A 26,336-nucleotide genomic window follows, 5' to 3' on the forward strand; every position below is an offset into this window, starting at 1 on the left:
AAATACAAAATTGATTACTTAGGAGGATTATCATGGGTTCTTTGAAACTGGAACAAAGACAAAAAGTTGAAAGTGATCAGGAAAAAGGTCATGAAATAAAAGAAGCTGGCGAGCAGAAGTTAGAAGAAGCCGAAGCTTCCCAGGGCGCAATGGAGCAGATCGAAGCCATTGATGATGATGACAAGGCTGCACTTGATGCGGCCAGAAGTGAATCGGATGGCATTGCCAAAGCGATTGCCGAAAGTGAAGTTAAGGAGCCGGGACGTGAAGTTGGTGAATCCTTAAAGGAAACCTCTGAGCAGTCTACCGAGTATAGCGAAACCGAAATGGCTGATGTAGAAAAAGCATCTGAAATGGTCGGAGACTATTCTGAGGTTGGAGGTGAATTATCTAGCGAACTTCAGGAAAGCGGACAGGAATTCCAGGAAATTGCAGAGGAAAGCGATCAGGTAAATGATGAGTTGCAGTCTGAATATGACCAGCTTGCAGCCGCATTGGAAGGAGTCTTCTAAATGGATCAATTATATTACCTCTGTTTTTCAGTAAACAAACTACCGGATTTAACATTAACAAAGTACAGCGTTTTTGATGGTTCCAGTGTTGAGAACATCATGGATAAGCACGGTGTATTCCTTCGCCAATTACATAGACTTGGATACACTTCTGGTGTATATTTCCATTTGCTGTACTACTACAACCCGGATAAGAGCATTCCGAAAGGACACCACTTATCCATCATTTTCTATGCGACTTCTCAAAGCAAGACAAAACTGGAGGGAATTCGTGAATTTCTGACGACCTCTGTTTTGAGTACCTACTACGAGTTTTTCTGCTATGAAGTTGCCCAGAATTTTGCCATTGAGGAAGAAAAGCTATCCGACGGTTCCATCCTTCCTTTGCTCAAGTTGACGAATATTTCTGGGGCTGTAAAAAAATACAGCCTTGGTAAAACCAAGCCTGAAGAAGTTATTACTGCGGCAAAGGAAATTGCTGGCGGCACACGCTCTCATATCGTTTGTGAGATTGCATCTGACGCAGATGCAATGTTGAGCTTCAATAAAATGCCTGTTGATAAAACGGGTCGAATTGTGTTGGAGAAAAAATTCGCCTACGGAGCATTTTTGACAAAAAAAGATTATTCCCTTCCAGCACAAAATAGATTGAATACGGACGGAGCTGGTGAAATTAACCTCTACTCTATTATGGAGTGGGAACCTTGCGAAACTGGCAGACTTTATAACGTTCTGAAACTGATGGAAGGATATGATCGAAGCGCTGTTCTTCGTATTGATATTTTCCCAGTAGAACACACACAAGCCATCCGTCAAAGATTGCCTTACACAGAAACACGACGCAGAATTTCGGATCGAGTACAGGGTAAAGATGACAACAGCGAAAGCATCGTGAAATCTTGGGATAAGTATCTCAATAATTTGATGAAATTCCCTCAGTTCCTTGCAAATGTCGTTGCTTTTGCTGATTCACAGGACATTGCCGTAATGCTTGCAGATAGCGTTGCTGCAGAAGCGGTGGAATCCGGAACTTATCTGATTGAGACAATGAGTTCCGAAAACGGCTTTAGTATGTATGAGAGTGATGCTAAAATCCTTCACAAGGAAAAAGAGGCAGGTAATTACGTCGCTCCATTCCTATCGCTATACACCTTGGAGGAGATTCGCCCGATGTTCTCCTTCCCGATTTTGTATCCTGGCGAAGCTATCGAGTGTCAGAAAGAAACTGATCCTACTCCTTTCTCTAAGGAGCTTAGCATCGACAAAGATACCGGAGAAGTCCATGAGGTTATTTCCTTGGGTGTTAGTTCCATGGGATATGATGTTACCTTCCCTGTAAAACTGTTCAAGAAACACGCATTTATCGCTGGTGTTCCGGGTGCCGGTAAAACCAACACCATGTTGTATTTAGTCACGACTCTCTGGCGTGATACACAGCAGCACGTTCCTTTCCTTGTGCTGGAACCTGCTAAACAGGAATATCGAGCATTAGCAATGATTGAAGGGATGGAAGATCTCTGTGTCTTCTCTCCTGGTGCTGATACGTATTTTCCGCTGCATATCAATCCGTTCCAGTTTCCGGTGGGTTTAACACTTGCCGAGCATATTGCCAACTTGAACGCTGTTTTTGCAGGCGCATTTGAACTGATTCCTCCGTCTCCGTTCTTGATTGATAGCTGTATTGAGAAAGTCTATCTCGATAAGGGCTGGAATATTAACGAACGAAATAACGGAACAAAAGAATACCCGACAATGCAGGAATTGTACGACTCACTGAAAGTAGCTGTAGAAGAATCTGGCTACGAAGGTGAATCTAAGGCAAATATCCGCTCTGTTATGGAAGTACGAATTGGTAGCCTTTTACGACGTGAAATCGGTAATGTTTATAATGTCCGCAAATCAAGCATTGAACCTGAAGATTGGCTTAGTCGTCCGGTTATCATCGAACTGGAAGCACTTGGTGAGGGTCCCGCAAACTTTATGTCCCTCTTGATTTCCACATTGATTCGAGAGGTACTTAAGGTTCGCAAAACAAGTGACGTCGCCAAAGCAAATGAAAGCGCACTTAAGCGTGAAATTGAACACATCATTTTCTATGAAGAAGCGCATAACCTTATCGGACCTACGACAGATGACCCTGTAGGCGGTTCCGTTGACCCTAAAATCTCTGCAACTAAGTACCTTGTCAAGATGCTTGCCGAGGTCCGAGCTTTGGGTGAAGGTATCGTAATTGCCGATCAGCTTCCTACTGCGATGGCTCCAGAAGTTCTGAAAAATACTGGTCTCAAACTTGGCCATCGAATTACAGCACAGGACGACCGTAATTTGCTTGGTAGCACTATGTCTGCTTCTGCTGACCAGTTAGAAGAACAAGGCACGTTTGGCACAGGTCAAGCACTTATTTTCTATGAAAACCTGCTCAAACCTTTCAAGATGAGAGTCTGCGAATGGGAAAAAGGTGTTTCTCAGAAAAAATACGATTCTCCTACTAATACTCAGTTGTTTGAATGCTTAAAGACCAATAAAACTTACAATGCACTGTTGGCTCGAAGCGCAGTTATTATGCAGGAGAAAATGCGTGTAGAGTTTGACCTGCTCAGAAATCAAGCCCAGACCCTAAAAGCAAGCATCAGCAAAAAATATGCTGAGTTAAATTATGTATCCAATAATCTTAGCGGCCTGCAGAGCAAGCTCGAACGACTCTGCGATGAGGATGATATTGCTGAAACCAAGAAGCATATTGCTGAAACTAGATTGGCTTACGAAAAGAAACAAAGAGAGTTTACCGGAGCACTGACCCGTGATTTGAAGAAGCTGTGTTGGGGCTTTGCGAACCAGTATTATGCGTACATGACCTTATCTAAGAATTACTATGTATATTCGGATGATATGTATATGTGTACCATCAACAACTACCTCTCCTTGTTCGGAATAATGAGATCTTTGCATGATGTTCCTCAGTTAAAGGCCATTCTCATGGAAGAAACAAAGAATATTACAGCTGACATTGAACGTTATGTGGATTTCAGAACTCTTTCTTCCGATGCACTGTTGGCAAATCATCCCGGATACAATGCTGCAATTTATGCAGCCGGTGATTTTATCAGCAATCAGATCGATGCCGAAACAGATGCGTACCACCAAAAGGCTACCGCTATATTAGGACATGAAGATAGTATAGAAGAAGCTCTTGCAGATTACTGTGACCAGTTTGTTTCTACTTTCCAACATTATTATCAAATCGCAGAAATCTACTACTCCACTACCGTCAACCTTGCCAATAGCGTGCAATATGAGTTGGATAATACGTTGAAATTAGAAACACCTGAATGGGAGGAAGCCAATAAAAAAGCTATTGAATACCGCACGAGAGCCACATTGCTTCATAAGGCATTGGCAGCATACGTTGTTCGAGTTTTCAAGCGTTTCGATGGATTGCAAGGGGTGAATAGAACTATCCTTCTGACTTACACACAAGAACTGCTTTCTACATTTAGGAATGTCGTTGATTATCGCAATAAAAACGCAACAACTAGACTTTCTATGTGGAATGGCTATGACGAAATGTGGCGGGGTTCTAATTCCATAGCCTTCTTGGAGTTGGGTGCTAAATTTGATTATTTCCACCAACTCAGAATGCAGAAGCTCAGTAGGATGAATGAAGAAAATATTGATATGAAGTTCTTCACTGATCTTTGCAAAAACTACAATGCCCTATTCAAAATGTATTACACCATGGGCATAGACACTCACGAATTTCAGTACGTGCTGGTTCAACATTACAGGCGCTTCTTGGAAGATGTAATCGACATTGGAACAATCGTATACCCAGTCCTATTCAAATACTCAACCAACAACTGGAATGATTGCAGGAATCTAATGATTAAAATGACTGCGTCCGATCAGGTTTCGCAATCTACGAAAGAAGATTGGAACAAACTTTCTGCAAAAATGACTCGAGCATTAAAGATTTTTACCAAATAAATGTGATTAGCATTCCGATATCAGCAAGAAATTATCACGTAGAAAGGGGTTACTATGGCTGTTAGATCAAGAGATTTCGTTGGTATAGCCGAAGGTATTCGCAGCCATGAATTATCTACCAAGAGCCAGATTGAAAATCTAAAAGGACGTATGTCTGAATTGTCTGGCAGAAGGGGTTCATTAAACAGCACAATTTCATACTTAGAAGCTGCGATTGCTGCCGCTTACGAAGATACCGACGAAGACGGTGATCCCGACTACGGGCTTATTGCTTCCTTAGAAGCAGAAAAAAGCTCTGCTGAAAATGAATTGTCGGGAGTGGAACAAGATTTAGACTCTACCGGTAGCGAATTGGAAAGCAAACAAAATGAACTCGAAGCTGTTGAAGAAGAAAAAGCCCAGACATTATTTGAAATTCAGGAACGTACAAGAAAAACTTCACAGAATATCAGCCTAGCTGGCGGAATGTACGGTGCTTATGCTGGTGTTGGTGGTACTCTGCAAAATTCCTTGCAAACAAGTCTTTCTTCTTTGACACAAGCAGCTGGCATCCTCGGAGGCTCCGTTGATGGAGCCTCCGGAGGAGGTTCTGGCGGCACTACCTCTGGAACAGGAAGCACTGCTTCAGGAGAAGTTGGAACCAGTGCTGGGAACGGAAACACAGAAACTGGCGCTTTGGCGGCATTCACTGGAGGACATTCAGGTGAATCTTTACCTTTATCTGCAAGTCAGTTTAGTACAAGTCAAGATCAGTTGGTCACACCAGCCACAATGCCAAATTACCACTCCGGGCAAGGAACACTGAACACTAAAGCACCACAAAATTTTTCTTCAGAACAAGACACAAACGAATATGCTCTAAGTTCTTTCGGTGATGTTGCTGCACCGCAAATTGAATCTCCAAATGCTGATGGGTATAGTAGTAGCCAAACATCTCAGAGTCTGGAGAGTCAGTTTATATCTACTGAAACGCCGGCAGCAGGAACACCGTCCGCTGATACGAGTGGACGAAAGCACACTTTCGCGGATTGGCTTGATCCTGCCAACTATACTGAAGATGGTCGTTATATTGGAGATGGACAAACATGGGGATATAAACCCTATGGCGGTGATTCCGGTGAATACGGAGCCACAATAATGACTCCAGTACAACAAGCATTGAACTCTTATATGCAGGAGCATAATTACGGTGCGTGGGATTATAGTATTTACTCCCAAGATCCTACTTGGCAAAAACTACATAAGGCCGCTTATCCAACAAGTGCTGAACACAATATAATGACCCCGCAAGAGAAATTGCAGCAGTATATGTACGAACATAATTATGGTTGGGATGACTATATAACATATTCTCGTGACCCTGAGTGGCAACGTCTGTCTCATGAAATTCGTTCATCTGCTTTTGCAGGGCATAGTAGGCGTGCAACTGCCACTTTGCATTATATGAAAATTCCTGAAGATATGTCTTCGGTTGGTGAAAAAACGAGAACAGGTGCAGATACTTTCTTTGGAAGTGCGTTTTCTAAGATTAAGACTACGGCATCCTCTTTAAAGGTTGTACCGCTTGAAAAACGTTATAGTCTTTTGCGAAATACTGATACTGGAAATATATCAAAAGAAAGCCTTTATGCCTTAACGTCATTAGCCACTGATGTATTAAGAAAAAATTTTAGTAGTACGTTTTCGGACGAGCGTTTCAAAAATCTTAGTAAGGATATAATAATTCTCTCAAAGGAAGAAATAGAAAAATTCTATCCTAATGCGAGAAGCGACATTGCAGGATTTTATTGTAGTGAAACCAAAAAAATTGTTATTAAAAAAGGATCACAAATTCCTATTGGACGTTTCTTACATACATATGTGCACGAAATGCTTCATAAGCTCTCGCACGGAATTGGAAATGTTGGGTTACTTGAAACTAGTGTGTATCAAGGCGAAAAGGTCACAAAAAACACTGGATTAAATGAAGGAATAACTGATCTTTATGCGTGTAGAGCAATGGAATCTGTTGTACCAAACTATTTTGCCCCAGGCTATCCAACAGAAATTTCTATTGTTGAACGTTTAGAAAGTATTTATGGGAAAGAAGAATTGTTGGAAGTTTTTTCGCATGGAAAAATCGAGGAACTTCGCAAGGATTTTGATTCATGTTTTGGCGAAAAGGGTAAATTCGATGAATTCTCCAATCTCGTTGATGAAATTAATCTGTTAATATTTGTGGGTGGAAAAAGCCCTTCATCTCCCAAAGTTGCCAATAGAATTTCAAAGGCATTTGAGACTTTAGATGAATATGAAAGACTAAAGAGAGATTCCAACTATAGATTTCGTCGGCACCAAAAAACTGCCCCTGTTAATATTCCTTCTGATAGCGCTTCAAGTTCTCTCAAGAGCGAAGCTCCTAAAAAAGATCCTAGAGAACGGGCTATTGGGGAAGAACGAGAAAGAGAACTGTAGATGGTCGTGGAGGAGAATGATTATGGATAACACGTTAATAGACATTTTGGTGGATATATCACAATATGTGCTTACTACAGAATATTCCTCTTTAGTGGACGAGTATATGCTTCGTCTATCCTTTTTGTATTCGCTACCTCTAAAAAACTTATTAGAAATAAACTGTGATGTGAGACAGCGTATTTTCGTTGATGAGGTTAAGAGGTTTGAAAAGAAAGAAATAAAATCCACTTTATTATATTTAGATGACTTTGGACAAATAACACCGGAAATAGCACTACAAGTTTTTTCGATATTATCGAATCAACTGGCGAGAAACCGGATTCAAGGGAATCTATTTCAACATTTAGCCTATCTTACTGAAGAACTCTATATAGGGCTTATCACGGGTAGTTCAATTAGCGAAAGTGATAAACGAAAAAATGAAATGTTGATTTCCGAAACGTTGCTTGATTTTGACTTCGCTAGCGTTAAATCGGATAATACTAGTTTCCGACTTTTGCATTATATTGACACCGTATAAAAGGAGAAAAGTTTATGGACATTTTTGACCAGTATTTATTTGAAGAAATAACGACACAGTATTCAAAGTCTGGTCTTTCCTCAGATGATTATGAAGAACTTTACCAGCGATTTTGCAATTTGGACTACCTAAAAGAAGTCCGGCCTTATCTGCTAACCATTCTGAGTTTTGCAAATTTTTGTACTAAGATTCCTTGACTACCAACTTGTTTTTACGTGGCCGACCCGGCTTGCCCTTGTTGGTTTTTCGAACCACATATTCCGGAGAACAGCCTTCAGGGATATCAAACCCAAAGGCTTCGCAAATGTCGACCTGCTTGCCGATGAATGGTGTTACGAATGGTTTGGTTTCTGGATGCTCTATGTAGCGGATCGGTCTCATCTCATTTAGGACATCCTGGATAGAATGAAAGTTATCGTTTAGTTTTACTTTGCGGACATATGTAAGGTGGCAGCCAAGAATCTGTGCCACAAACAATACAAAAAGCCGGCCTTCCTTCCCAAGTTCCGTGGAGTTTCGCTGACGGTCTGCTCCGAGTATGCCCTTCATCATGGCGAAGTATTTCTCCTGCTCATCCCGGAGGGCATAGTAATGCTAAGCTGTCATGGCGCTGATATTAAGACCATGTGTCGTGTTAGCAAAAAAACAGCCTCGCGCCGCGCTTTGGTGACCTTTTTCTCGTTCAGTATAAATGAAGTAAGAATTCGGGTATCAGCATCGTAGTTAAGCGTATAAAAGCGGTATACCCTGCTGATTGTTGCGTCATCATCGGGTGGCAGCTTTCTGATTCTGATGTCCTCAAGCGCTTCAGCCTGGGCTTTGATTGCAATATCAAGATCGATGAGTTCTTGCCCACGCCGGATCGGGTCAAAATACAGGTTCAGTTTAAGTTTGTCGGCCTTTTTCACGTTGTCGCGTTTCCCCTCGATCTGGTATTCCAGATCAAACTGTTTAAAGTAACACAAAAAATGCTCAACTTGTTATTGCAATTTGGGAAGCGAAAAATTAACAATCATAAATATATTTATATTCATGTCCACAAACAAACTGAATATGAGAAGGAGATGAAATGAAAGAAAAAATTACTTACGAAGAATATTTGAACACTTTTGAAAAAGACAAAAACGGAAAGTATATGCATTTGATTATCCCAGAAAAAGAATTATCTGCTGAAATAAATCTAATCGGAAAAACGGATGCTAAATTTACTCTTGACGAAATAATTAAGATGACACAGTTTGCTTCTCGATTATTCGCCTTAGTTGACAAAAAAACTATCAAATGAAGGGACGTTGTATGGATATTTTTGATCAATACTTATTTGAAGAATTAACAGCGCTATACTCGAAATCCGGCCTATCAGCCGATGATTACGAAGAACTCTATATGCGTTTTTGCAATATGGACCATCTGGATGAAGTCCAGCCTTATTTGATGACTATGCGCTACTTCGGATTAGGCACCGCCCCCGAAAAAAAGGCTGTACTTTCCGAGCTCAAAGCAAAACTCAGTGAAGATGATTGTATGCTGAAGGGACTCTACTATGATCTCCTGTTGTCTGAAAACGGACAGAATACAGAAGCACTGGTGAACCTGCGTCGCATGGTAGATGAAGGTTACACAAATGTGTTCACCAAAGAAAAAACTCACATCGAGAAAAGCAAAAGCGCACCTAATACGACAAAGCCTGGAGAAGATTCTGCGGCATCCTCTCCCCCAAAATCCGACGACATAATTGTTGTCGATTATATGACTTTTGAGTGCAAGGAATATAGAGGTCTGTATTTTACTGCCGGTGATATAGATTATCTTTACGCTAAAGTCTATGTCAAGCCGTTTAATGGCAGAAAACATATCACTGTGCGTTCCCAGATTTATTTGGGCGATGAACCTTTCTCGAAAGTTTTTTCCGATGAATACGATATTACACCTGAAACACGATGGTTAAGGACCAACGGTTGGGGAAATACCAACTACAATTGTTATCGCAATAATACATATCGCTGGGTTATTGAAATTGACGGAAAGACAACATATAGCCAGGATTTTCGTATGTACAACGGTAAGATGAATAAATCAGGTCCTAGAGTCAATGATATTAAATTGTTCGCTTCAAAGGCATCTGGTGCACTCGAAAAGGATAGAGATACCTATAAAACGATATTCGATGGTAATTCTCTTGAATGTGTATATTTCAAATTCCTCATTAGTGAACCAGGCGAAAACATGAATGTCCAAGCTTTTATTAAAATCACTTGCCTAGAAGACGACTCTGTGTTTTGGGATGATTATTTCATTCAGCCGCTCGACAATAACACAATAGCATTCTGGACTGGTGTAGGATACAAAGAATCTGGAAGTTGGAAGAAAGGTCTGTACCACTATTCCGCATACGTCGGCAACCAGCCGAAATTTGAGGGAACTTTTACTGTATATTAAATGAAACAAACCTACAGAAAGAGGAGAAAACAAATGAAGTGTCCATATTGCAACAATGAAGTGACTACTGCACAGGATTATTGTCCTCACTGCGGATAAGCCGTAAAAAGCACATCCGAAAAAAGTGGCTCTACTTCATCCTACTGGGATTCAGTAGAAAAAGAAAAATCACGAGACGAAAAAATCCGTGTAGATGTAGAACGCCAAATTATTAACAAACAGAGCAAAAAGAAGCGTACAACTTTCGCTATCTTAGCTGTTTGATGTTGTATAATTTTAGTTGACAACTGATTCTCAAGGATTAAAAATATAATCAAGAGAAAAAGGAGACAACAACGATGCCACAAAACAGAACCTATGATATGGAATATAAAGTACAAGCAGTTAAACTGGCGTTGGAAATTGGTACAACGAAGGCAGCCAAAGAACTTGGTATTCCAGCGAACACCCTGCATACATGGATGCGTCAGTACCGTCTGGGCAACTTGAGCCTGGGAGCCGGCACACAGACACCGCAAAGAGCCATGACTCTGAGTGAAGAAATTCAGCTGCTTCGCAAACAGGTGAAAGAGCAGAACAAGGAAATCAAACGCCTCAGAGAAGAAAATGAATTTCTGGAGGAAGCCAGCGCTTTTTTCGCCGCGAGCCGTCGGAGGTCTGCAAGAACGAAAGAATGAAATTCATTGCCTTGAAAACCAACGATGGCCAGAACACGGGAAAATCGCATTCTACTGTAAGTCGCTCCATGTCAGCAGGCAGGGGTTCTACAAATATCTGAAGGCCCAGACTCGCCCATGGAAGTATCAGGATTTGGCTGATGCCATGCTGGAGATCCTTGCAGAAGACGAATGCAACGATACTTACGGTCGAATCCGCATGTATCAGGCTTTACGTCTGAAACAGCCACAGGGCGTGCAAATTCCAAGTGAACGGACGGTATACCGGATCATGGAGGAACTGGGTATCAGCCACACACCAAGGCGCAAGCCCAATGGCATTACCAGAGCAGATAAGGAAACTCGTAAATCCGATGATCTGCTAAGACGCAATTTTGACGCAGACAAACCACTAACGAAGTGCGTTACGGATATTACTGAAGTCAAAGGAAAAGATGGAAAGCTATATGTATCCGCTGTCTTTGACTGCTACGATTCCTGTGTTCTGGGGCTTGCAATGGATACCAACATGAGAGCATCCCTGTGTGTTCAGACGCTGAAGAATGCCCATGATGCCTGCCACGATCTGCGTGGCGTTATCATTCACAGTGACAGAGGAGCACAATATACCAGTCAGGAGTATCGGGCAGCCATCGGCCGATATGGAATCCTTCAGAGTATGAACAGTGCTGGTGGAAGATGCCATGATAATGCACGCTGCGAAAGCATGTGGGCCAGAATGAAGGTTGAACTACTTTATGGACGTTACAACACCGAAAAGATGACCATTGATGAACTCAAGACGATGATTTGGAGATTCTTTATCGGGTATTGGAATAACCGCCGTATCTGTTCCAGAAATGGCGGGCTGCCTCCGATGGTAAAGCGCCAGAGATACTATCATTCCCTAAAGAAAGCTGCTTAGCAAATCCTTGAGCAAAATGTGTCAACTGATCTTGACAACTTCATATGCATCCTGCGCCCCAGAAGTATGGAATACAAGGGAGTGGGTATTCAGAAACCTATGGCTGTTGCGTGATACTGCTTGCCTCAGATGTCCAAACACACAAACTTTTTCATTGAGCCCTTTTTTCTATGGAGAAAAACGTAAAATCATGATAGTATGTATATAATTCTGTTTGTCTGTCGAGCGAGACAATTCAAACAATGCACAGGAGGGCAATATGCCAGATATATATAACTTAGCTGTAAGGTTTAGACGTGCTATTGATACAGCGGTTTATAATAGAGAATTAACAATGTATCCGTTTTATAAATTCCCGGACGATTGTTGTGATATGATGTGCGATTTGTTGGCTCAGTATTTGCATGAAAATGATATTCCGACTGTGCAAATAAATGGTGAACATAAGAATAATCACCAATGGCATCATGTTTGGCTTCAAACCATGGATGGAATAGTTGTGGATATTACAGGGGATCAATTCAATGGAAAAACTAATATGCCCAATAACATACAACCAGTCCATGTTGGGAGAGAAGGAAGCATTCACGGCATATTTTGTAAAAACAGACGATTTGAGGGTTCTACAGAATTTGTAGGAGAGAGATGCTTCGCTCCTTTTGGAGTGCCGAATAGACGTCAGAAAGATCTTATAGAGGCATACAATATAATTCTACAGTATTTATAATAAGGTGGTGATTTCATGGGAACCGCAGAACTGGTAGTTTCTGCTGCAAAAGAATTTTATAACGAAATCAACAAAGATACACATGGAAGATATCGCTCATGGGAGTATTGCTATTACACGTTCTATAAGGCTCGAACTGCACAGACGGTAGATGTGGACTATCTGAGTCTTCAACTAGCTTTTTATTTAGCAAGCTGGGGTATGTATCGCGGATCATCGTTTCTTCTCCAGAAGGATTACAAGATACACATTCCTGTGGTTGAGGAAGTGCTGAAACCTAGATATGATATCTTGTTCGGATTGAAGTGCGAAGATCTTCTAGACGAGAAGGTACAGGCTCTTTTGATGGAGCTGGTGCAGGCCCTTTCCGAATACTACGATAGTGTTCGCACATCTGTTAAGGGACCTGGAATAAAGAACAGTATATCCGAAACATTGGTGACTAAAACACTGATGGGTACCATGGGATGTGCTCCTGCCTACGACCGCTATTTTATAGCAGGAATTAAGAACAGAAAGGTAGCCACAGGGAATTTTAATGTGAAATCCCTCCTCCAATTGGCACAATTTTACCAGGAGAATGTAGACGTCCTGGAAAAAGCTCGCCATGATCTGGCACTGAATGACATTTTCTATCCGCAGATGAAGCTGATCGACATGGGATTCTGGCAGATTGGCGCAGATTTGGAGGTAAAATAGACGGTAGTAAAACACTGACTACTTTACTACGTTTTTACTACTTTTGACGTCTACATTTTGACGCATTTTGCCCTATTTGGCCATTTCTGTACCAGTCAGCGGTAGTACACTGACCCTAGATAGTGTTTACACAAGTAATGTGATATAATGGAAGCACCAAGAAACAAACGAGGTGCAATTATGGCTAACGAACAACAACGTCACGATATGAGCGACGAAGTATGGAATCTGTTGAAACCGCACCTACCGGGCAACGCGGTCAGTGGGGCGGGATTGCAAAAGATAAATGCTTTCTTGCATCTGAAACGCTGGCGCGGAATTGCCACTCGAAACGCCAAAAATACGGCTTCATTCCTTGCTGCTGTTCAAATTCGGTGCATCGCTATTTGGTGCACCATTTTGACATAATCTCGTGTAGACACTGTTTAACAGAAGAATCGCTTTATCAGGCCATAGAGGAATTTGCTTATGTCCGATACAATCATGTCCGTTCCCATAGTTTCAACGGCTACCGCACACCATATCAAGCTCGAATCGCGAGGTAGATCAGGCGCAGTGGCATGTAGCTCCCTTGGTGAAATCTGGCAGCTCCAACAGACTACAAGCAGCTATCATTTTTAGCCACAAGTGTTACAAAAATCCTTGACCACAACAATACGAAGAAATGATAATTGCGAACACTGGAGATATTGCAGGTCCATTAATATATACCAATACAATTGAATGTACAATACTTCGTATTGTCAGTTGCAGTGTCCTATTGAATTGAACTATTATACATGTAAATATCTTAAGCGCAATGTTTGGATAAATGAAATTTAATGTGCCAGAGCTATATTGGAGGTACTTGATTTGGCAAAAAAGAAAGATGAAATAACCATTCGTTCCAGCGCAGCGGAATATCTGACCTATGTTGCCTCTATCGGAGACCAACAGGACAGTATCGAGATGCGCTACGAAGATGAAAATATATGGCTGACGCAGAAGATGATGGCTACGCTGTACGATGTTGATGTTCGCACTATCAATGAACATATAAAAAAGATATACAGGGATTCTGAACTTGAAGAAACCTCAACTATCCGGAAATTCCGGATAGTTCAGTCTGAGGGTTCCCGTCAGGTGAATCGCAATGTGAATCATTATAATCTTCAAATGATTATTGCAGTAGGCTTCAAGGTCAATAATGAGCGTGCTGTGCAGTTCCGCAAGTGGGCCAACAGCATCGTAAAGGACTACACCATCAAAGGCTGGGCAATGGATGTAGAGCGTATTAAGCGCGGCACTTATCTGACGGAAAAATACTTTGACGAACAGTTGGAGCGTATCCGTGAAATCAGAGCCAGCGAGAGAAAATTCTACCAAAAAATCACAGACCTATACGCCACCGCCATTGATTATGACAAGACCGCAGCGGCTACCAAACGTTTTTATGCAACTGTGCAGAATAAAATGCACTACGCCATCCACGGTCACACGGCAGCCGAGCTGATTGCGGAGCGAGCAGACCACCAAAAAGATCACATGGGACTGACTACTTGGGCCGATGCTCCTGACGGAAAAATCAAGAAAAGTGATGTAATCATCGCGAAAAACTATCTCTCTGAAGCAGAAATGGGACAGTTGGAGCGAATGGTTTCCGCTTATCTGGACTTTGCCGAAAGTATGACGCTGCGCCACATTCCCCTGACGATGGAGGATTGGGAAAACCGGCTTAATGGCTTTATCCAAATGTTTGAATATGGGCTGTTAAAGGATGCGGGAAGGGTGTCTGCCGAAATTGCAAAGCTCCATGCTGAAACGGAGTTTGAAAAATATCGTGTTATACAAGATAGACTGTTTATGTCTGACTTCGACCGCTATTTGCTGGAACTAGAGGAACAGGCCAGCAAAGACAAGAGTTGAGACGATGCTATTGTTCGCGGGAACAAGTCATCGTGGACTTATCCCCAGAACGGACAGGCAGAGTCGAGACAATGGCGCTCCTCCCCCCTTCTCCCCTGCCGATATATATTATAGTATCGGCCAGCAGTGTACAGACCTGTTTCCTCAAACTGCCGCGCTTTAGACATTGGATTTGATGCCAGCCCTATCTCGCCTATTTCGGGTGTAGAGCAGTTCCCACGAACACGCGGAAAATCAGACATCAATTCCAGCCTGTCGACCCACGTCGAGACTGTCGCTCTGCTCGTGAGAACAAGTAAATAAATTTCACGTTAAAACGCCAAAATTGCTATCAGAAGTGTAGTTTCTGAACAATTTTGGCGTTTATTCGTTTGCATCAAAATTCTTGCTTTTGTGTGTCTGCCTGTCCCCAGAAAATCGTTCGGAAATATTTTCGTGAAAAATATAGACAAATGCGTTTGAACTTTTGGGCGGAATAGAGCAAAATTTAGACTGGAAATTTTGGACGCATTTATGTATATAGAGTCATGAAATGGCTCTCGAAAAAATTTGGGCTCATTTGAAAAATTCCAACACTCCGCTAAATGATAAGATCAGCAATAGCAGAGGGATAAATGCAAATCCGACGGAGAAGATTCTCCATAACAGCGAATGCCAGTCACGACTTTAAGCAGATCCACATCGCTGTTCTGAATCAGCTGCTGCAGGTATTCCGGTCGATTAATGAGTCATCCAGGATGAACTCCATCACCTGTCCTGCGTATGGAAATCACTAATCTATTTTGTTAGAAATCGCGTTTCCCTTAAACCAGAAAATCTGTTATAGATACGATCTATCTGAACAGAGAATGTTTATTTAGAAAGTTCATTCTCACTTTTACAAACTGCTAATTATTTTTTGAACAGCATATGGTTTGGCATACTTCATATATGCATCACTTACAAATACCTTTCCAGGTGCATGTGGTTCCTTTTTCATAGCTGGATAAACGCATATTTGTTTTGTTTTCTTCTTATTTGAAACAAAAAGACCATCTGCTCGTGTTTCAATTGTGTGTCCTGACCATTTAAGAACATGCGCCAATGAATCAACGTATTTTTTTTGTTCGACAACTGAAATGTCAGAGGATAATTTACCAGATTTCCCCCAATCCAAAAGCTCCATTGCATAGAATCGATCTAATTGTCCATGGATAAACTGATTTCGATAATGCTTTAGACACTTATGACAAGCTCCCTCGCATGTACAGCCTTTAAGCAATTCTTCAACTTTTTTCAGAAGAAGTTCTATATTATCGGAAACGCTAACCGCATATCCAGCACCGCTTGACAAACTATCGTAAAGATACACATCAACAAATGAGCCTTTTGTATTTTTTCGCAAACGATAACCGGTTACAAGCTCGGTGAATTCGATATCTAGTTCCTTACTTGCAGCCAATCTCAATGCTTCTGCCAATGACTGCGCTGCTCTTCCAAGCCATGGATTGTCTACCCTTCGAGTATCAATCTTGCTGTCATCCAATGCAAATTCTAATACAAGCATATCAGTAACGAAGTCATATCCCAAATTAACATTAACCAGATTATCATGTCTGCATTTCTTTCGCGCAAAGTTAGATTTGTATGGACGCTCGACGCCGTCTAATACATGGGCATTATCACCAGGCATTGCTGCACCACAATCCTTGCAAACCATGAAACCACGATTCTCAACGCCTTTGTTAAGCATAATAATGCGCTGATTTGTTCTTGATGCAAGACGAATATTTTTGTAATGCGTAATGACTCGCATTTCTTCGGCATCAGGCAGCGTTGAGTACAATGGCTGTTGAACCGCAGAATATTCTTCTGTTAATTGAGCATCTGGTATAGATTCAGCGTTTTTGGGTGCAAAACCCCACGGTCTAAGCATCTGTCGGTCTTCCTGAAGCTGTGAATTTCCACAAAACGGACAGATATTTGCCTCTCCTCCAAGACCAAACCATCCGCAATCCGGGCAGATAATAATGTTCTTTCTGTAATTGGGATCATTAATAAAAGAACGAGCGGGGGTTAATGACTTTCCCGGCCTTCTATCACTCCCAGGATAATATAATCCGCCGATCTGATATGTCAACTTATCGACCACAATTGCACGGCCTGGAGCATATTCTCCGATTGCAACGTCAAGACCGCGTTCCACTTGATATTTAAGTTTCCCTTCGTTATCACTAATATATGTGCTGACTACATTCTTTGGAAAAGAATACGTTGGTACAATGCCTTCCTCATACAAAGCGTCCAATAAGCTCTTCCTGTTGTTTGTATTCTCGCTATCAGCCCCAAATAACTCAGGATGGTCATCACGCTTCTGCTTTAACTGTAAAACTGCATTTTTCAGACTGGATTCAAACTCATTCATAGAGAATTCATCATGTGCAGGCATAAGCAAGCTATGAGTTTCTATATCAAATGAATGTACAAACATCAAAAATTCTTCCAAATAATCGTCCAAAAATTCTGTTGCACTCATAAAATCTAAACTGGAACTCTTATCTCTAAGGAATTCTTGAAAAACCACCATACTAAGATGTCGCTGTAAAAGCTTGACACTACTTATGTCAATCCAAGGTCTTCGCGGATCACCTCGGAACATAGGAACCGGGTCATTAAAATACAGGGTATCATGCGGTCCATCCTCACAGAATGTCACAATTGTTGACAAGCTGGAGCCTCTTCGACCAGCACGACCAGCACGCTGCTGGTAGTTTTCTCTCATCGGTGGGATATTCCGCAGTCCTACTGCAACAAGGGAACCAATATCAATGCCGACCTCCATTGTTGTCGTACTGCTCAAAATATCAACTGGTGTCTCGCCAGCCTGAATTAAATCCTGAAATCGAAGTTCGTAGCTTTCTGTTTTAGACCACAGTTCATCTCTTTGGTCTTTATGTGACAGCTGTGCAGTATGTTCTTCAGTATCAATAACGCGAATTCTTTCACCATTCAAAGCATCCTCAATCGGTTTACGCCAAAATCTCAGTGAATCAAGCTCATCACCTGTTATTGTATGGATTTCTTTTGATCCGCAGCTTGGACAGCGATTTTTTAAGAGATATGGCGTGATTTCCGAACAACGATCACATCTGCACCAAATATGCTCTATATCAAATCGAGGCTTTATTCTGGATAAATCCACATACCATTTTCCATTATCTGGCTGAGCTGTATCAAGAAAAGTATCCTGTAGTATCTTACGCCAGATGTCCATCTCAGAATGATTATTATCCCAGCCCAAAACATTTTGAATATTTTTAGAAAATTTCCAATCTTTGTCTAATCCATAACCACCATAGTTTGCTCGGACATCCAGACGTATTTCATCCTTAATGGTATGACCAAGTGCTGTTGCTGTATCACAAATAGAAATCATCCATGCATTGAATATTTCCATAAACTCTTCATCAGAAATATCAATACCTTGCTCATATAAAGAATCCACTGCATCATTTAATGCAACGTCTGTAGGTTCAATCCAACTGATCGCAGAATCATATAGCGTATTATAACCACCGCAGAATAGTCTTAACAGATATTTCTGCATCTGAATCGGTGCATTCGATATTGTAAATCTGGGAGAATATTCTCTTTTTCTTCTCTGAGACCGATTATAATTGCTTAGTGCCGTTTCGCAGTCATTTGCAAATTTTGTTCTTTCTAAATCATGAAACATTTGCACATGGTTTTGAGCAGCTGCGAGACAAAAATAATCGTACAATTCATTCATGGAGCGATCAACATTTGATTTCTCCATATAGTCAATTGCCAGAGAAAATAACTGTCTGACAGCAGTAATATCAGAGGCTTCGGACATATCACGCGCAAGCTTTGCAGCACGCTGCCGACTGTCAGAGAACAACAATACTTTTCGTCCTTCATTTGGCAAACGATCCGGGTTATTATCCTTTCCGTGTACAGATGGCTGTGCCTGAAACTGAGCTTTGATCAGATTATAAAACGATAGATTGCCTCTTGTACTAAATGAAGTAAGCTGCATCTGAGATAACTGGTGTCTGCAATGTGGACAGGTTGGAAATGTAATAAATTGTGGACGTCCTTTTGCTGAATAGTTGCAGTAGTATAGTTTTCGTATACCCTCTTTGCCATCCAACGAATCATCTCTGAAATGAATAAATCCGCTTCTGACGTCCAGATAACAAGGCTTGATTGCATTTTTTCCTTGCTTGTCGGGCAGTTCATAGTCTTTGGGAGGAATGTATAAATGGATCTCCTTCATACGATGATCCATCATCTGACCTGGGTATCTCCAGAGAAAAACATTTCCGCTTAAGTCAGCATCATCCTCAAGGATATATCCCTTGTAAAACAATGCGCCACAGCGTCTGTCATTGTATAGCTCATACACAACACTGTTACACTCCGGACAAACCATATGTCCGTCAGACAAAAAAACTTTTCCTAGGGTCAGTTCTCCATCTGTCTTGGAATTAGGACAATGTTCATTTGCGCATGCGTATACACCCTTTATTCCACGGAACAGCATATGCATTCGAGCAGGAAATAGCACAGCACCTTTATCATCGTGTGCCAAAGGTCCAATTGCCAGAAGGATACTAACGGCATACAATGCTTTTTCTTCAGGCTGGCGTGGGAATATCTGTTCTGCTAATTCGCGCAGAGAAACAGCAGTACCTCTGCATGCCTGTAAAAGCTCAGAAAATGGACGATATGACGGAAGATTAGTATACATCCATCTGCATGCCAATTCTACATTATCAAACGGCGCTGCGCTGCCATCGAGGTCTTTCCAGAAATGGTTTAGAGCAGATAGTTTTTTATCATCTGTATCTTCAAAATCAGCTGCTTTACATTCCTCAAATATAGAAAAGGGAATGTCATATTTTTTCTTCTCGCTGATTTTTTCTCGCTCACCAGTTAAATAACAGAATTCCGTGTTATTATCCGATGCTGTTAAATCACGAGCAAATTTCATGACAGCAGCTCTGTCAGATTCATCATGGTCAGGCATACTTGCAGTGGTTAAAATAAACTGCACCTGCTCACGAGTAATTCCAAGCTTGTAGAATAAACGTCGGATTAGTAATGCAACCTCTCCTCCGGACGATCCACGATACATATGTGCTTCATCAATTACAAAGAGTAGTCTGTTTGCAGGATTACTATTCAGCCATTTCTTTGTATCTGCCCATATCTTGCGTTCTCTTGGTCGAAGCAACATGTATTCCAGCATGGAATAGTTTGTAATCAATATATCGGGACAAAATTGTTGCATTTCGAATCGAGTGATCAATTCAGCATCTTCGTCATCAGGAATGTGCTGACTGTTATGCAACCGCTGTAAAAAGCCATTCATATCAGCTTTTGCCGGAATTTTACCATCTTCTGTCAACTTTTTCAAGAATTCTTTCTGCTCTTTATCGTTTGCAGTAGTCATTCTGGATAGTGTTTTTTCCAACTGCTGATCGTTTTTCTTACTTGGCTTTATTCCTGGATATGGTGTTCTTCCAGTATACATACCAAACTGCGGTCTACGAGAATCATTTCCGCATATATTACGAAATATGCGCACAAACTTTCCATCCGGATCACCAATCAATCTTCTCAATCGGCTCACCTGGTCGGAAACAAGTGCATTCATCGGGTACATAATGATTGTTCTCACACCACGATGATTCCAACTAGATGGCTGGTTTCGTGCCTCTGTTGCCAACTTAGCCATTAGCGGCCACATGAAACATTCTGTTTTACCAGAACCTGTACCAGTCGAAACAAATAGATCCTTACCTGCGTGTGCAGCTTCTAATGCATCAATCTGATGGCGAAATGGTGTCGGATGAACACCTAAATTTGCATCGGAAAGCTGGATGAAAAAATCCTTCATCCATTCCGGAATATCCGATACAGCTATTCCGTTTTTAACGCTTTTATAAGCAGGTGATGATTCAATATATGGTTTTTGATAAAGCAATCCCTCATTATCCAAAACCGAGTTGACCGCAGAAAGCAATAAGGGAGATTTTCCGAAATACTGTGATCTTATGTAATCTTCTAGTTCTGTTCTAAGCTGGAGATGAACAGAATTTGCACCGTTAGACATAATATTATTCCTCTATAAATTGATATCCTATCCGTTCTAAATTTTCTTTTATTTCTAAAAATACCTTTGTATCCATGATTCGAGAAAAATCAGACGGAAGATTGTAGAAGCTTGCTGGCCAGCTATATAGCTTCAAAAAATTTAACTCAGCTGGCGGCAGCAAATATCCAAGTTTTATATATACAATTTTTCCATCTATGCTATATTGGATCGCAGGAAGAGTCGCTGATGCACATAAACATCCACTGGCAAGTGTGCGATACCGATAGTTTTTAACCATCCAATTAGGCAACTGGCTGACAGAGATTCCTTCTTCATCAACTTTGTACAAATAATATAGTTGAGATTCATATGATCCAATGCGAAGCATAGAAACCGTTCCGTTTAGATCAGGATCACGAACCCAATATGACCAATAGAATGGAGGTTCTGTCCTCAAATACTCAACATCATTTGATGCACGAAACGATGTCCACTGAGCATTTGAAACAATATCATTCCAGTTATCAATCAAACTATTTTCAGATAAAAGAAACATGGATTGAACAGAATGGTTACTTTTTATTTGTTCTTTTGATACTTGATACAATCCAAGGCCACTCATAAATACTCGTTGATTTAATGGAACTCCACGTTGAAAAATTATATTTCCCTGCTTTGCCTGTGTGAGTGCCGCAGGAGCAATCTTCTTGGGTGAATGATAGATATATCCAGTGTTAAGATAACTCTCATAAATTTCATCGTACAATTTTTCTATTTCCGGCAAAAAATGTGCTTTCACCTCTGGATACATCGAAAAATATGCTTTTGTAAGCTGCTCTATTCGGTGTTTGAAATGTGTAACAGAAATCGGTTCATGTTCATCCTGAATATCCCACAGTGATGCAAGAGCCAGATTTCCCAATACACTATAAACAATCCGGCATTTCCATGAGATATCATCCTCAGCAGTTCCTCTTGCAATACTTAAGGATTGTGCTATAGAACTTAACAAACCATTATATTGTGTCATACATCTTCTCCTACGAAAGATAACAGCATCATACGCAGCTCCTTTGATACAGGCATGTCCTTTTGATCTTCAGCCTGCAGCTTTTCTCTGAAGATTTCAATATTACCAGAAATAAATGCATACGGAAATAGTCCAAATAAGCAATCATTATCCGCTGTTTCTGTTGAAGCGATAATATGCATATCTGTCAATAACTGCTGAAGTCTCGCTTTAGTCAGAGTGCCCATGCACATAGATTGTAGCAACCGGTTATGAAATGGCTTCGCCTTCTTTTTCTGATAGTATACAAAACTGTCACTCATTCGTCCACCGATATACTTTTGTTCGGGCATCGTATCAATAAACGGCTCAGTCATTACAGGCAGACAATAATTGAATAGGCTGCGTGGTTCAATCAGCAAGTCTTCTGTAAAAGGATGCGTTAAAATAAAATACTTTCCCTTGGTCATCAATATATTGGGAATTCGAGCGATCCAATCGCTTCCAAAGGGACTGTTCAACACAATGATAGGTTCGTCATTCGCCAATATTGCTGACATATATTCCGTGTTGTATCCGTCTATGCAATTGATATATGCAGCTGTTTTGCCAAATAATGATGCTGAAAATGCGTCGGCAATTTCTTGTCCACACGGTCCAGCAAACAATAACGGAGTTTCATTTACATATGCAGAATACATATATGCTGCCAGTCCGTGATTATATTTCGCAGAAACTCCGGCTGCTGTCAATTCCTCTGCAATAATATTGATCATATCCTGCCATGTGCTGCATTCTTCTAACGTATCAAAATCCAAGTTCATACCTTCATGATATGAACTTGGTCCGCCATGAGAAATAGCTTTTACCGAAGAAGGTTCTGCAACCATCGTTGGAAATTGGAATGCCATTTCGCTAATAAAATCAGCGGCATTTTTCCGTGCTTCTGAAATTTTTGTTGCGACCTTATCCTCCACACTCTGAGCAAATTTTTCTCTTTCGGAAATAGCCGCATTTATAGTAGTTAACTTCTTTTGAACATCTGACAGTTCGCTTTTGCACTGTGCTAACTCAGCCTTTTTCCGTTCCACAGCTTTTTGTGCCAAATGTAATTCTTTTTCCACTTTTTCTATTCTTTCAAAATTCTCAGTTTTCCACGTTTCTTCTACGATCTTGTTGCAGCGTTCTAAGAGCCAGACATGGTTTTCAATAGCAGCTGCAAGAACATTGTCTTCAACATCTGTCGAATCAAGATACGCTGCTGCCCGCTGGATAAACAAATCGATATATTCTTTTGCTGTATCTTCATCGCAGCCACATTTTTCTGCTATCTCCTGATATACAGGTGTTGAGCACATCTCTGTCAAGAATTCCCGGAAAGTTCTCCAAGTACTTTTTGCGGTTCCACGTTGCTTGAATTCATTCCAAGTGGCTCTGTGCAGAATAATGTCTTTAACAGCCTCTAAAGGATCTTTTACTTGCATCGTGCACTTTGGTTCTCCAATATCTAACTTCCTGTAAAAGGCCTTTCCATTTACACGGAATATATCTTGAGATAAAAAGTTATATTGTTTTAATACAAAAACGTTATTTCGAAGATACGTTCTATTATTATCAATATTTAATTGTTTATCTGAACATAGCAGACCAGTGTTCCTTCCCTTCGGCAGGGAAGCAGTGAATAATACTTGTTTGCAACTTGGAATTACATCAACACCATGTTGCAAAGCCTCTAAAATCTCCTCGACAGTTGAGCACATTTTCAATTCAATAATCTCAGCTGGTTCAATCGAGGCATCATAAGCCGTTGTAACATAATCTCGGGTTGGATCACTAAGATTAGGAATTGCATTCCAGTTCCAGACGCCAATATATCCTATTTTAGACGGTCCATCATTCCAAAACAAGCGGTCACGATTTCCAAAAGAACGCGGCAAAGCTTCATTTACAAAAAATGATTCCATCTTTCCCTTGGATATATCCGCTAATCGAATAAGCCAAATCTGGTTATTATTGGTGTAATCAGGCTCTGAAACCATACAAAGAGAGGTATATTCATAATTTTCTTCTATATAATCAGCAGAATCTCGCTTGGGTTCTGTCTGCTTTTTTAATTGTGTGTTCTGTTCTTTTATAGTGATATTTGCTGCCGCCAATTTATCCGATGTTCTTTTTAACTCTGCATTTGTCTCATCCAATGCAGCCGACAATGATGCAATTTTATTGGTCAGCTCAGTTTGCTTTTGCGTATAGCTTTCTCTTTCTGCTTCATGTTCCATCTGGCAATCCTGAAGCTGATTGGTCAGCTTTACAATTTCTTCTTTCGCTGCTTGAACTTCGAGCTCAGATTCCTCATCTTCATTAGAAACACTTTGCATTCCTTTTTGTATCAGAGCGATCAGTTCTTCCGGAATAGAATAATTATGTTCGTTGCAGTATACCAGTTTAAAATATAAATCTATATTATTAGAAAAACAGCTGTCTGAAATAGCTGAAGTCAATGCCGTCGCAACATCTTTTCCTTCTTTTATTAATTCTGCTTTCTTCTTTTGTATTACTTGAATAGTTGCGAAAATAAACTGATTAATATAACTAGAAATAATAGGTTCGGATATATTTTTTATAATGAGCTGGATAGCTTGTTCATCAGATAGTTTCACTGCTCGAAATCCAGGTTTAATTCTATTAAACAATTTAGAATTCCCCTGAAAAAACCACTTGATACCTTTTGGGCCTATTATTTCGCAAACGATTTGTATTTCCTTTTCATTAAGTTTTGAGATATAATCCATCATTATCCCCTGATTCCACTCGATTTAAGCTCTCTGATAAAATTTTTAAATATTCGGTATGATCTGTCTGACATAGATTGTTCTCGTATTTTCTGATATAGCCATTGCTTTATAAATGGATAATCATTTAGGATAGCTGCATTGGCTCCAAGTGTATGTGATATAGGAATAATCTTTCCTTTACTATTTTTTAACTGTGTAAGAATTAAATCTTCATTATTTGCCTTTTTTTCTTTCTTTTTTCGTTGGAAAAAAGCTGTCCAAACACAATCTAATCCTTGAAATACTCTAATCTGATACTCAAATTGAATTCCGGAAATTTCTGTTTTTTCTCCAGCTTTTAACTCTCTGCGATCTAGTAACTTATGTTCTTTTTCAACTGTTACAAAACCATCAAACGTAGATTCTATTGCCATATACGATTTTTGTGGCAATATTGTTGAAACCCCACCGGTTAATTTGTTCCCAGAGAAATCTACAACCGACACGGAAGGTGGTTCAGAATAATTATCCAATTTATCTTTCCAAAGATATGTATATCGCAATACTTTAGTACGTCCAGCTGACAGAAGTTGCTGTCTCCCATTGCAGTCGAGTTTCAAAACCTGACCGTCCAAACAATTATATGTTTTTAAATATGCGTTGGGAAATACCTGTGCTTTTGCCTGTCCCTGTAAATACAGCACAATATCATTACGACAAAAATAAATAAAATACGGTGTTTGCATAGTAGCTGGCCATATCGGAAAGAGTAATACCGGATTCTCCGATAACCGACAATGAAAATCCAAAAAAAATCGTGCAGCACTTTCGTCAAATCTAGTGGCTTTGACTCTGTAAATGTTCCAATTATTCCAGCCTACTCTCTTTCTGCAAATGTTTTCTATTACAATTCCACTATATATAGAATGAATTACTCTTTTTGTCAAAATTAAATAAGTATGATTAACTTCCGTATCTGCATCCACTGGAAGCTTCTTTCGAGTGACTCCGTCAAACAGTGTTCCATTTTCATTGATTCCTGTGATGACATTCGGCCAAACACTTATAGGGGTTGATGTTGTGATCCGATACGTAGGCGCAGGCACATTTCCTACAGAAAAATATGTAACCGTGTCCCTACTCAATCTGGAAAAAGAATAAGCAAACGGCAGAACATCTGTCTGGCAAGGAGTAATCTGTAGCTGATTTTTTCGATTAAATTGGCTGCTATCTGGTATCGGCAATAATCCAACTTCTAATTCAAAGTTATCTGGCGAGTGAAGAACTAATCGAATCGGCATTTCATGCTGTCCTGCTATGAAAGATGTAATGGATGTAGATGAAAAGGATCGATCAGGACAATCCTTGCTCAGTTCTTCCTTGCTGTGTCTAAAATGTCTGTCACAGGCACCTTGTTTAGTAAATGTAACATACTGCCCACAAAGGCTGCACATAAATAATCCGCTTTTCGCAGATGTTGTTCCTCCTGGATGAATGTTCTTGGCTTCTTCTAATGTTACAGGTGTCCATCCATGCTTTGACCACATACATACATGTGTTAATGGCATCAATTATCACCTCCAATTCATACGAAAAGTTCCTTATTATTTCTAAATGTAGATGGTA

Annotated in this window: 18 protein-coding genes and 1 pseudogene; 13 read left to right on the forward strand and 6 right to left on the reverse strand. The window is 40.5% G+C overall.

The window, feature by feature from the left end; genetic code table 11:
- Window positions 1-32 precede the first annotated feature (32 nt).
- Genes ACLM7Z_RS12275 through ACLM7Z_RS12295 form a run of 5 tightly spaced genes read left to right on the forward strand, consistent with a single transcriptional unit; the run spans window position 33 to window position 7,670 of the window.
- Window positions 33-512, forward strand: a complete 480-nt coding sequence (locus tag ACLM7Z_RS12275; protein ID WP_435645225.1) for a hypothetical protein — start codon at window positions 33-35, stop codon at window positions 510-512.
- The gene (locus ACLM7Z_RS12280) at window positions 513-4,496 is read left to right on the forward strand and encodes an ATP-binding protein (RefSeq protein ID WP_435645226.1); all 3,984 of its coding nucleotides are present in this window, start codon (window positions 513-515) and stop codon (window positions 4,494-4,496) included.
- A gap of 54 nt (window positions 4,497-4,550) precedes the next feature.
- Window positions 4,551-6,950, forward strand: coding sequence for a hypothetical protein (locus tag ACLM7Z_RS12285; RefSeq protein WP_435645227.1), 2,400 nt, complete (start codon window positions 4,551-4,553; stop codon window positions 6,948-6,950).
- A gap of 22 nt (window positions 6,951-6,972) precedes the next feature.
- Window positions 6,973-7,473, forward strand: coding sequence for a hypothetical protein (locus ACLM7Z_RS12290; RefSeq protein WP_435645228.1), 501 nt, complete (start codon window positions 6,973-6,975; stop codon window positions 7,471-7,473).
- Between the two features lie 14 nt (window positions 7,474-7,487).
- A complete protein-coding gene (locus ACLM7Z_RS12295) occupies window positions 7,488-7,670 on the forward strand; it encodes a hypothetical protein (protein ID WP_435645229.1) in 183 nt (60 codons plus the stop codon).
- Here ACLM7Z_RS12295 and ACLM7Z_RS12300 read toward each other — a convergent pair.
- Together ACLM7Z_RS12300 and ACLM7Z_RS12305 are read right to left on the reverse strand one after the other, a co-directional pair.
- Window positions 7,657-8,025 (reverse strand): hypothetical protein, encoded by a 369-nt coding sequence (locus tag ACLM7Z_RS12300; protein ID WP_435645230.1) that lies wholly within the window; start codon window positions 8,023-8,025, stop codon window positions 7,657-7,659. The two genes, ACLM7Z_RS12295 and ACLM7Z_RS12300, sit on opposite strands and share 14 nt — an antisense overlap.
- Window positions 8,026-8,075: 50 nt before the next feature.
- Window positions 8,076-8,381 carry a hypothetical protein gene (locus ACLM7Z_RS12305; RefSeq protein WP_435645231.1) on the reverse strand — a complete coding sequence of 102 codons (306 nt, stop codon included), beginning with the start codon at window positions 8,379-8,381 and terminating at the stop codon, window positions 8,076-8,078.
- A 161-nt stretch (window positions 8,382-8,542) separates the two neighbouring features.
- On the opposite strand from ACLM7Z_RS12305, the gene ACLM7Z_RS12310 reads away from it, so the two are divergent.
- The 8 genes and pseudogenes from ACLM7Z_RS12310 to ACLM7Z_RS12345 all read left to right on the forward strand — a co-directional run bounded on the left by ACLM7Z_RS12310 (window position 8,543) and on the right by ACLM7Z_RS12345 (window position 14,824).
- On the forward strand, window positions 8,543-8,758 hold the full coding sequence (locus ACLM7Z_RS12310; RefSeq protein WP_435645232.1) for a hypothetical protein: 216 nt from the start codon (window positions 8,543-8,545) through the stop codon (window positions 8,756-8,758).
- Window positions 8,759-8,769: 11 nt separating this feature from the next.
- Window positions 8,770-9,912 (forward strand): hypothetical protein, encoded by a 1,143-nt coding sequence (locus tag ACLM7Z_RS12315; RefSeq protein WP_435645233.1) that lies wholly within the window; start codon window positions 8,770-8,772, stop codon window positions 9,910-9,912.
- A gap of 338 nt (window positions 9,913-10,250) precedes the next feature.
- Window positions 10,251-10,589 carry a transposase gene (locus ACLM7Z_RS12320; protein ID WP_087021933.1) on the forward strand — a complete coding sequence of 113 codons (339 nt, stop codon included), beginning with the start codon at window positions 10,251-10,253 and terminating at the stop codon, window positions 10,587-10,589.
- Entirely contained in the window at window positions 10,519-11,493 is a 975-nt protein-coding gene (locus ACLM7Z_RS12325) for an IS3 family transposase (protein WP_435645234.1), read from the forward strand. The genes ACLM7Z_RS12320 and ACLM7Z_RS12325 overlap by 71 nt, the downstream gene beginning before the upstream one ends.
- Window positions 11,494-11,752: 259 nt before the next feature.
- The gene (locus ACLM7Z_RS12330; protein WP_435645235.1) at window positions 11,753-12,220 is read left to right on the forward strand and encodes a hypothetical protein; all 468 of its coding nucleotides are present in this window, start codon (window positions 11,753-11,755) and stop codon (window positions 12,218-12,220) included.
- Window positions 12,221-12,235: 15 nt separating this feature from the next.
- Window positions 12,236-12,919: a hypothetical protein gene (locus ACLM7Z_RS12335; RefSeq protein WP_435645236.1), complete on the forward strand. Its 684-nt coding sequence runs from the start codon at window positions 12,236-12,238 to the stop codon at window positions 12,917-12,919.
- A gap of 285 nt (window positions 12,920-13,204) precedes the next feature.
- Window positions 13,205-13,327, forward strand: a pseudogene (locus ACLM7Z_RS12340) (IS5/IS1182 family transposase); the annotation flags it as partial.
- Between the two features lie 444 nt (window positions 13,328-13,771).
- Complete coding sequence (locus ACLM7Z_RS12345) at window positions 13,772-14,824, forward strand: virulence RhuM family protein (RefSeq protein WP_435645237.1); 1,053 nt, start codon at window positions 13,772-13,774, stop codon at window positions 14,822-14,824.
- Between the two features lie 877 nt (window positions 14,825-15,701).
- Here the strand turns inward: ACLM7Z_RS12345 and ACLM7Z_RS12350 are convergent.
- Genes ACLM7Z_RS12350 through ACLM7Z_RS12365 form a run of 4 tightly spaced genes read right to left on the reverse strand, consistent with a single transcriptional unit; the run spans window position 15,702 to window position 26,278 of the window.
- Window positions 15,702-20,945, reverse strand: coding sequence for a DEAD/DEAH box helicase (locus ACLM7Z_RS12350; protein ID WP_435645238.1), 5,244 nt, complete (start codon window positions 20,943-20,945; stop codon window positions 15,702-15,704).
- Between the two features lie 4 nt (window positions 20,946-20,949).
- Window positions 20,950-21,957 carry a hypothetical protein gene (locus tag ACLM7Z_RS12355; RefSeq protein ID WP_435645239.1) on the reverse strand — a complete coding sequence of 336 codons (1,008 nt, stop codon included), beginning with the start codon at window positions 21,955-21,957 and terminating at the stop codon, window positions 20,950-20,952.
- Window positions 21,954-24,731 carry a hypothetical protein gene (locus ACLM7Z_RS12360; RefSeq protein WP_435645240.1) on the reverse strand — a complete coding sequence of 926 codons (2,778 nt, stop codon included), beginning with the start codon at window positions 24,729-24,731 and terminating at the stop codon, window positions 21,954-21,956. The genes ACLM7Z_RS12355 and ACLM7Z_RS12360 overlap by 4 nt, the downstream gene beginning before the upstream one ends.
- Window positions 24,731-26,278, reverse strand: a complete 1,548-nt coding sequence (locus ACLM7Z_RS12365) for a hypothetical protein (RefSeq protein WP_435645241.1) — start codon at window positions 26,276-26,278, stop codon at window positions 24,731-24,733. The genes ACLM7Z_RS12360 and ACLM7Z_RS12365 overlap by 1 nt, the downstream gene beginning before the upstream one ends.
- Between the last annotated feature and the right edge of the window lie 58 nt (window positions 26,279-26,336).

It is taken from the genome of Butyricicoccus porcorum, assembly GCF_051246315.1.
In the GTDB taxonomy this organism is placed as follows: Bacteria; Bacillota; Clostridia; order Oscillospirales; family Butyricicoccaceae; genus Butyricicoccus_A; species Butyricicoccus_A porcorum.

Bases quoted from the DNA above. Each gene is read 5' to 3' on its own strand.
- ACLM7Z_RS12295 (WP_435645229.1), top strand. From the start codon at position 7,488: ATGGACATTTTTGACCAGTATTTATTTGAAGAAATAACGACACAGTAT.
- ACLM7Z_RS12335 (WP_435645236.1), top strand. From the start codon at position 12,236: ATGGGAACCGCAGAACTGGTAGTTTCTGCTGCAAAAGAATTTTATAAC.
- ACLM7Z_RS12350 (WP_435645238.1), bottom strand. From the start codon at position 20,945: ATGTCTAACGGTGCAAATTCTGTTCATCTCCAGCTTAGAACAGAACTA.
- ACLM7Z_RS12320 (WP_087021933.1), top strand. From the start codon at position 10,251: ATGCCACAAAACAGAACCTATGATATGGAATATAAAGTACAAGCAGTT.
- ACLM7Z_RS12365 (WP_435645241.1), bottom strand. From the start codon at position 26,278: ATGCCATTAACACATGTATGTATGTGGTCAAAGCATGGATGGACACCT.
- ACLM7Z_RS12275 (WP_435645225.1), top strand. From the start codon at position 33: ATGGGTTCTTTGAAACTGGAACAAAGACAAAAAGTTGAAAGTGATCAG.
- ACLM7Z_RS12325 (WP_435645234.1), top strand. From the start codon at position 10,519: ATGAATTTCTGGAGGAAGCCAGCGCTTTTTTCGCCGCGAGCCGTCGGA.
- ACLM7Z_RS12290 (WP_435645228.1), top strand. From the start codon at position 6,973: ATGGATAACACGTTAATAGACATTTTGGTGGATATATCACAATATGTG.
- ACLM7Z_RS12300 (WP_435645230.1), bottom strand. From the start codon at position 8,025: ATGATGAAGGGCATACTCGGAGCAGACCGTCAGCGAAACTCCACGGAA.
- ACLM7Z_RS12360 (WP_435645240.1), bottom strand. From the start codon at position 24,731: ATGATGGATTATATCTCAAAACTTAATGAAAAGGAAATACAAATCGTT.
- ACLM7Z_RS12355 (WP_435645239.1), bottom strand. From the start codon at position 21,957: ATGACACAATATAATGGTTTGTTAAGTTCTATAGCACAATCCTTAAGT.
- ACLM7Z_RS12330 (WP_435645235.1), top strand. From the start codon at position 11,753: ATGCCAGATATATATAACTTAGCTGTAAGGTTTAGACGTGCTATTGAT.
- ACLM7Z_RS12285 (WP_435645227.1), top strand. From the start codon at position 4,551: ATGGCTGTTAGATCAAGAGATTTCGTTGGTATAGCCGAAGGTATTCGC.
- ACLM7Z_RS12310 (WP_435645232.1), top strand. From the start codon at position 8,543: ATGAAAGAAAAAATTACTTACGAAGAATATTTGAACACTTTTGAAAAA.
- ACLM7Z_RS12280 (WP_435645226.1), top strand. From the start codon at position 513: ATGGATCAATTATATTACCTCTGTTTTTCAGTAAACAAACTACCGGAT.
- ACLM7Z_RS12315 (WP_435645233.1), top strand. From the start codon at position 8,770: ATGGATATTTTTGATCAATACTTATTTGAAGAATTAACAGCGCTATAC.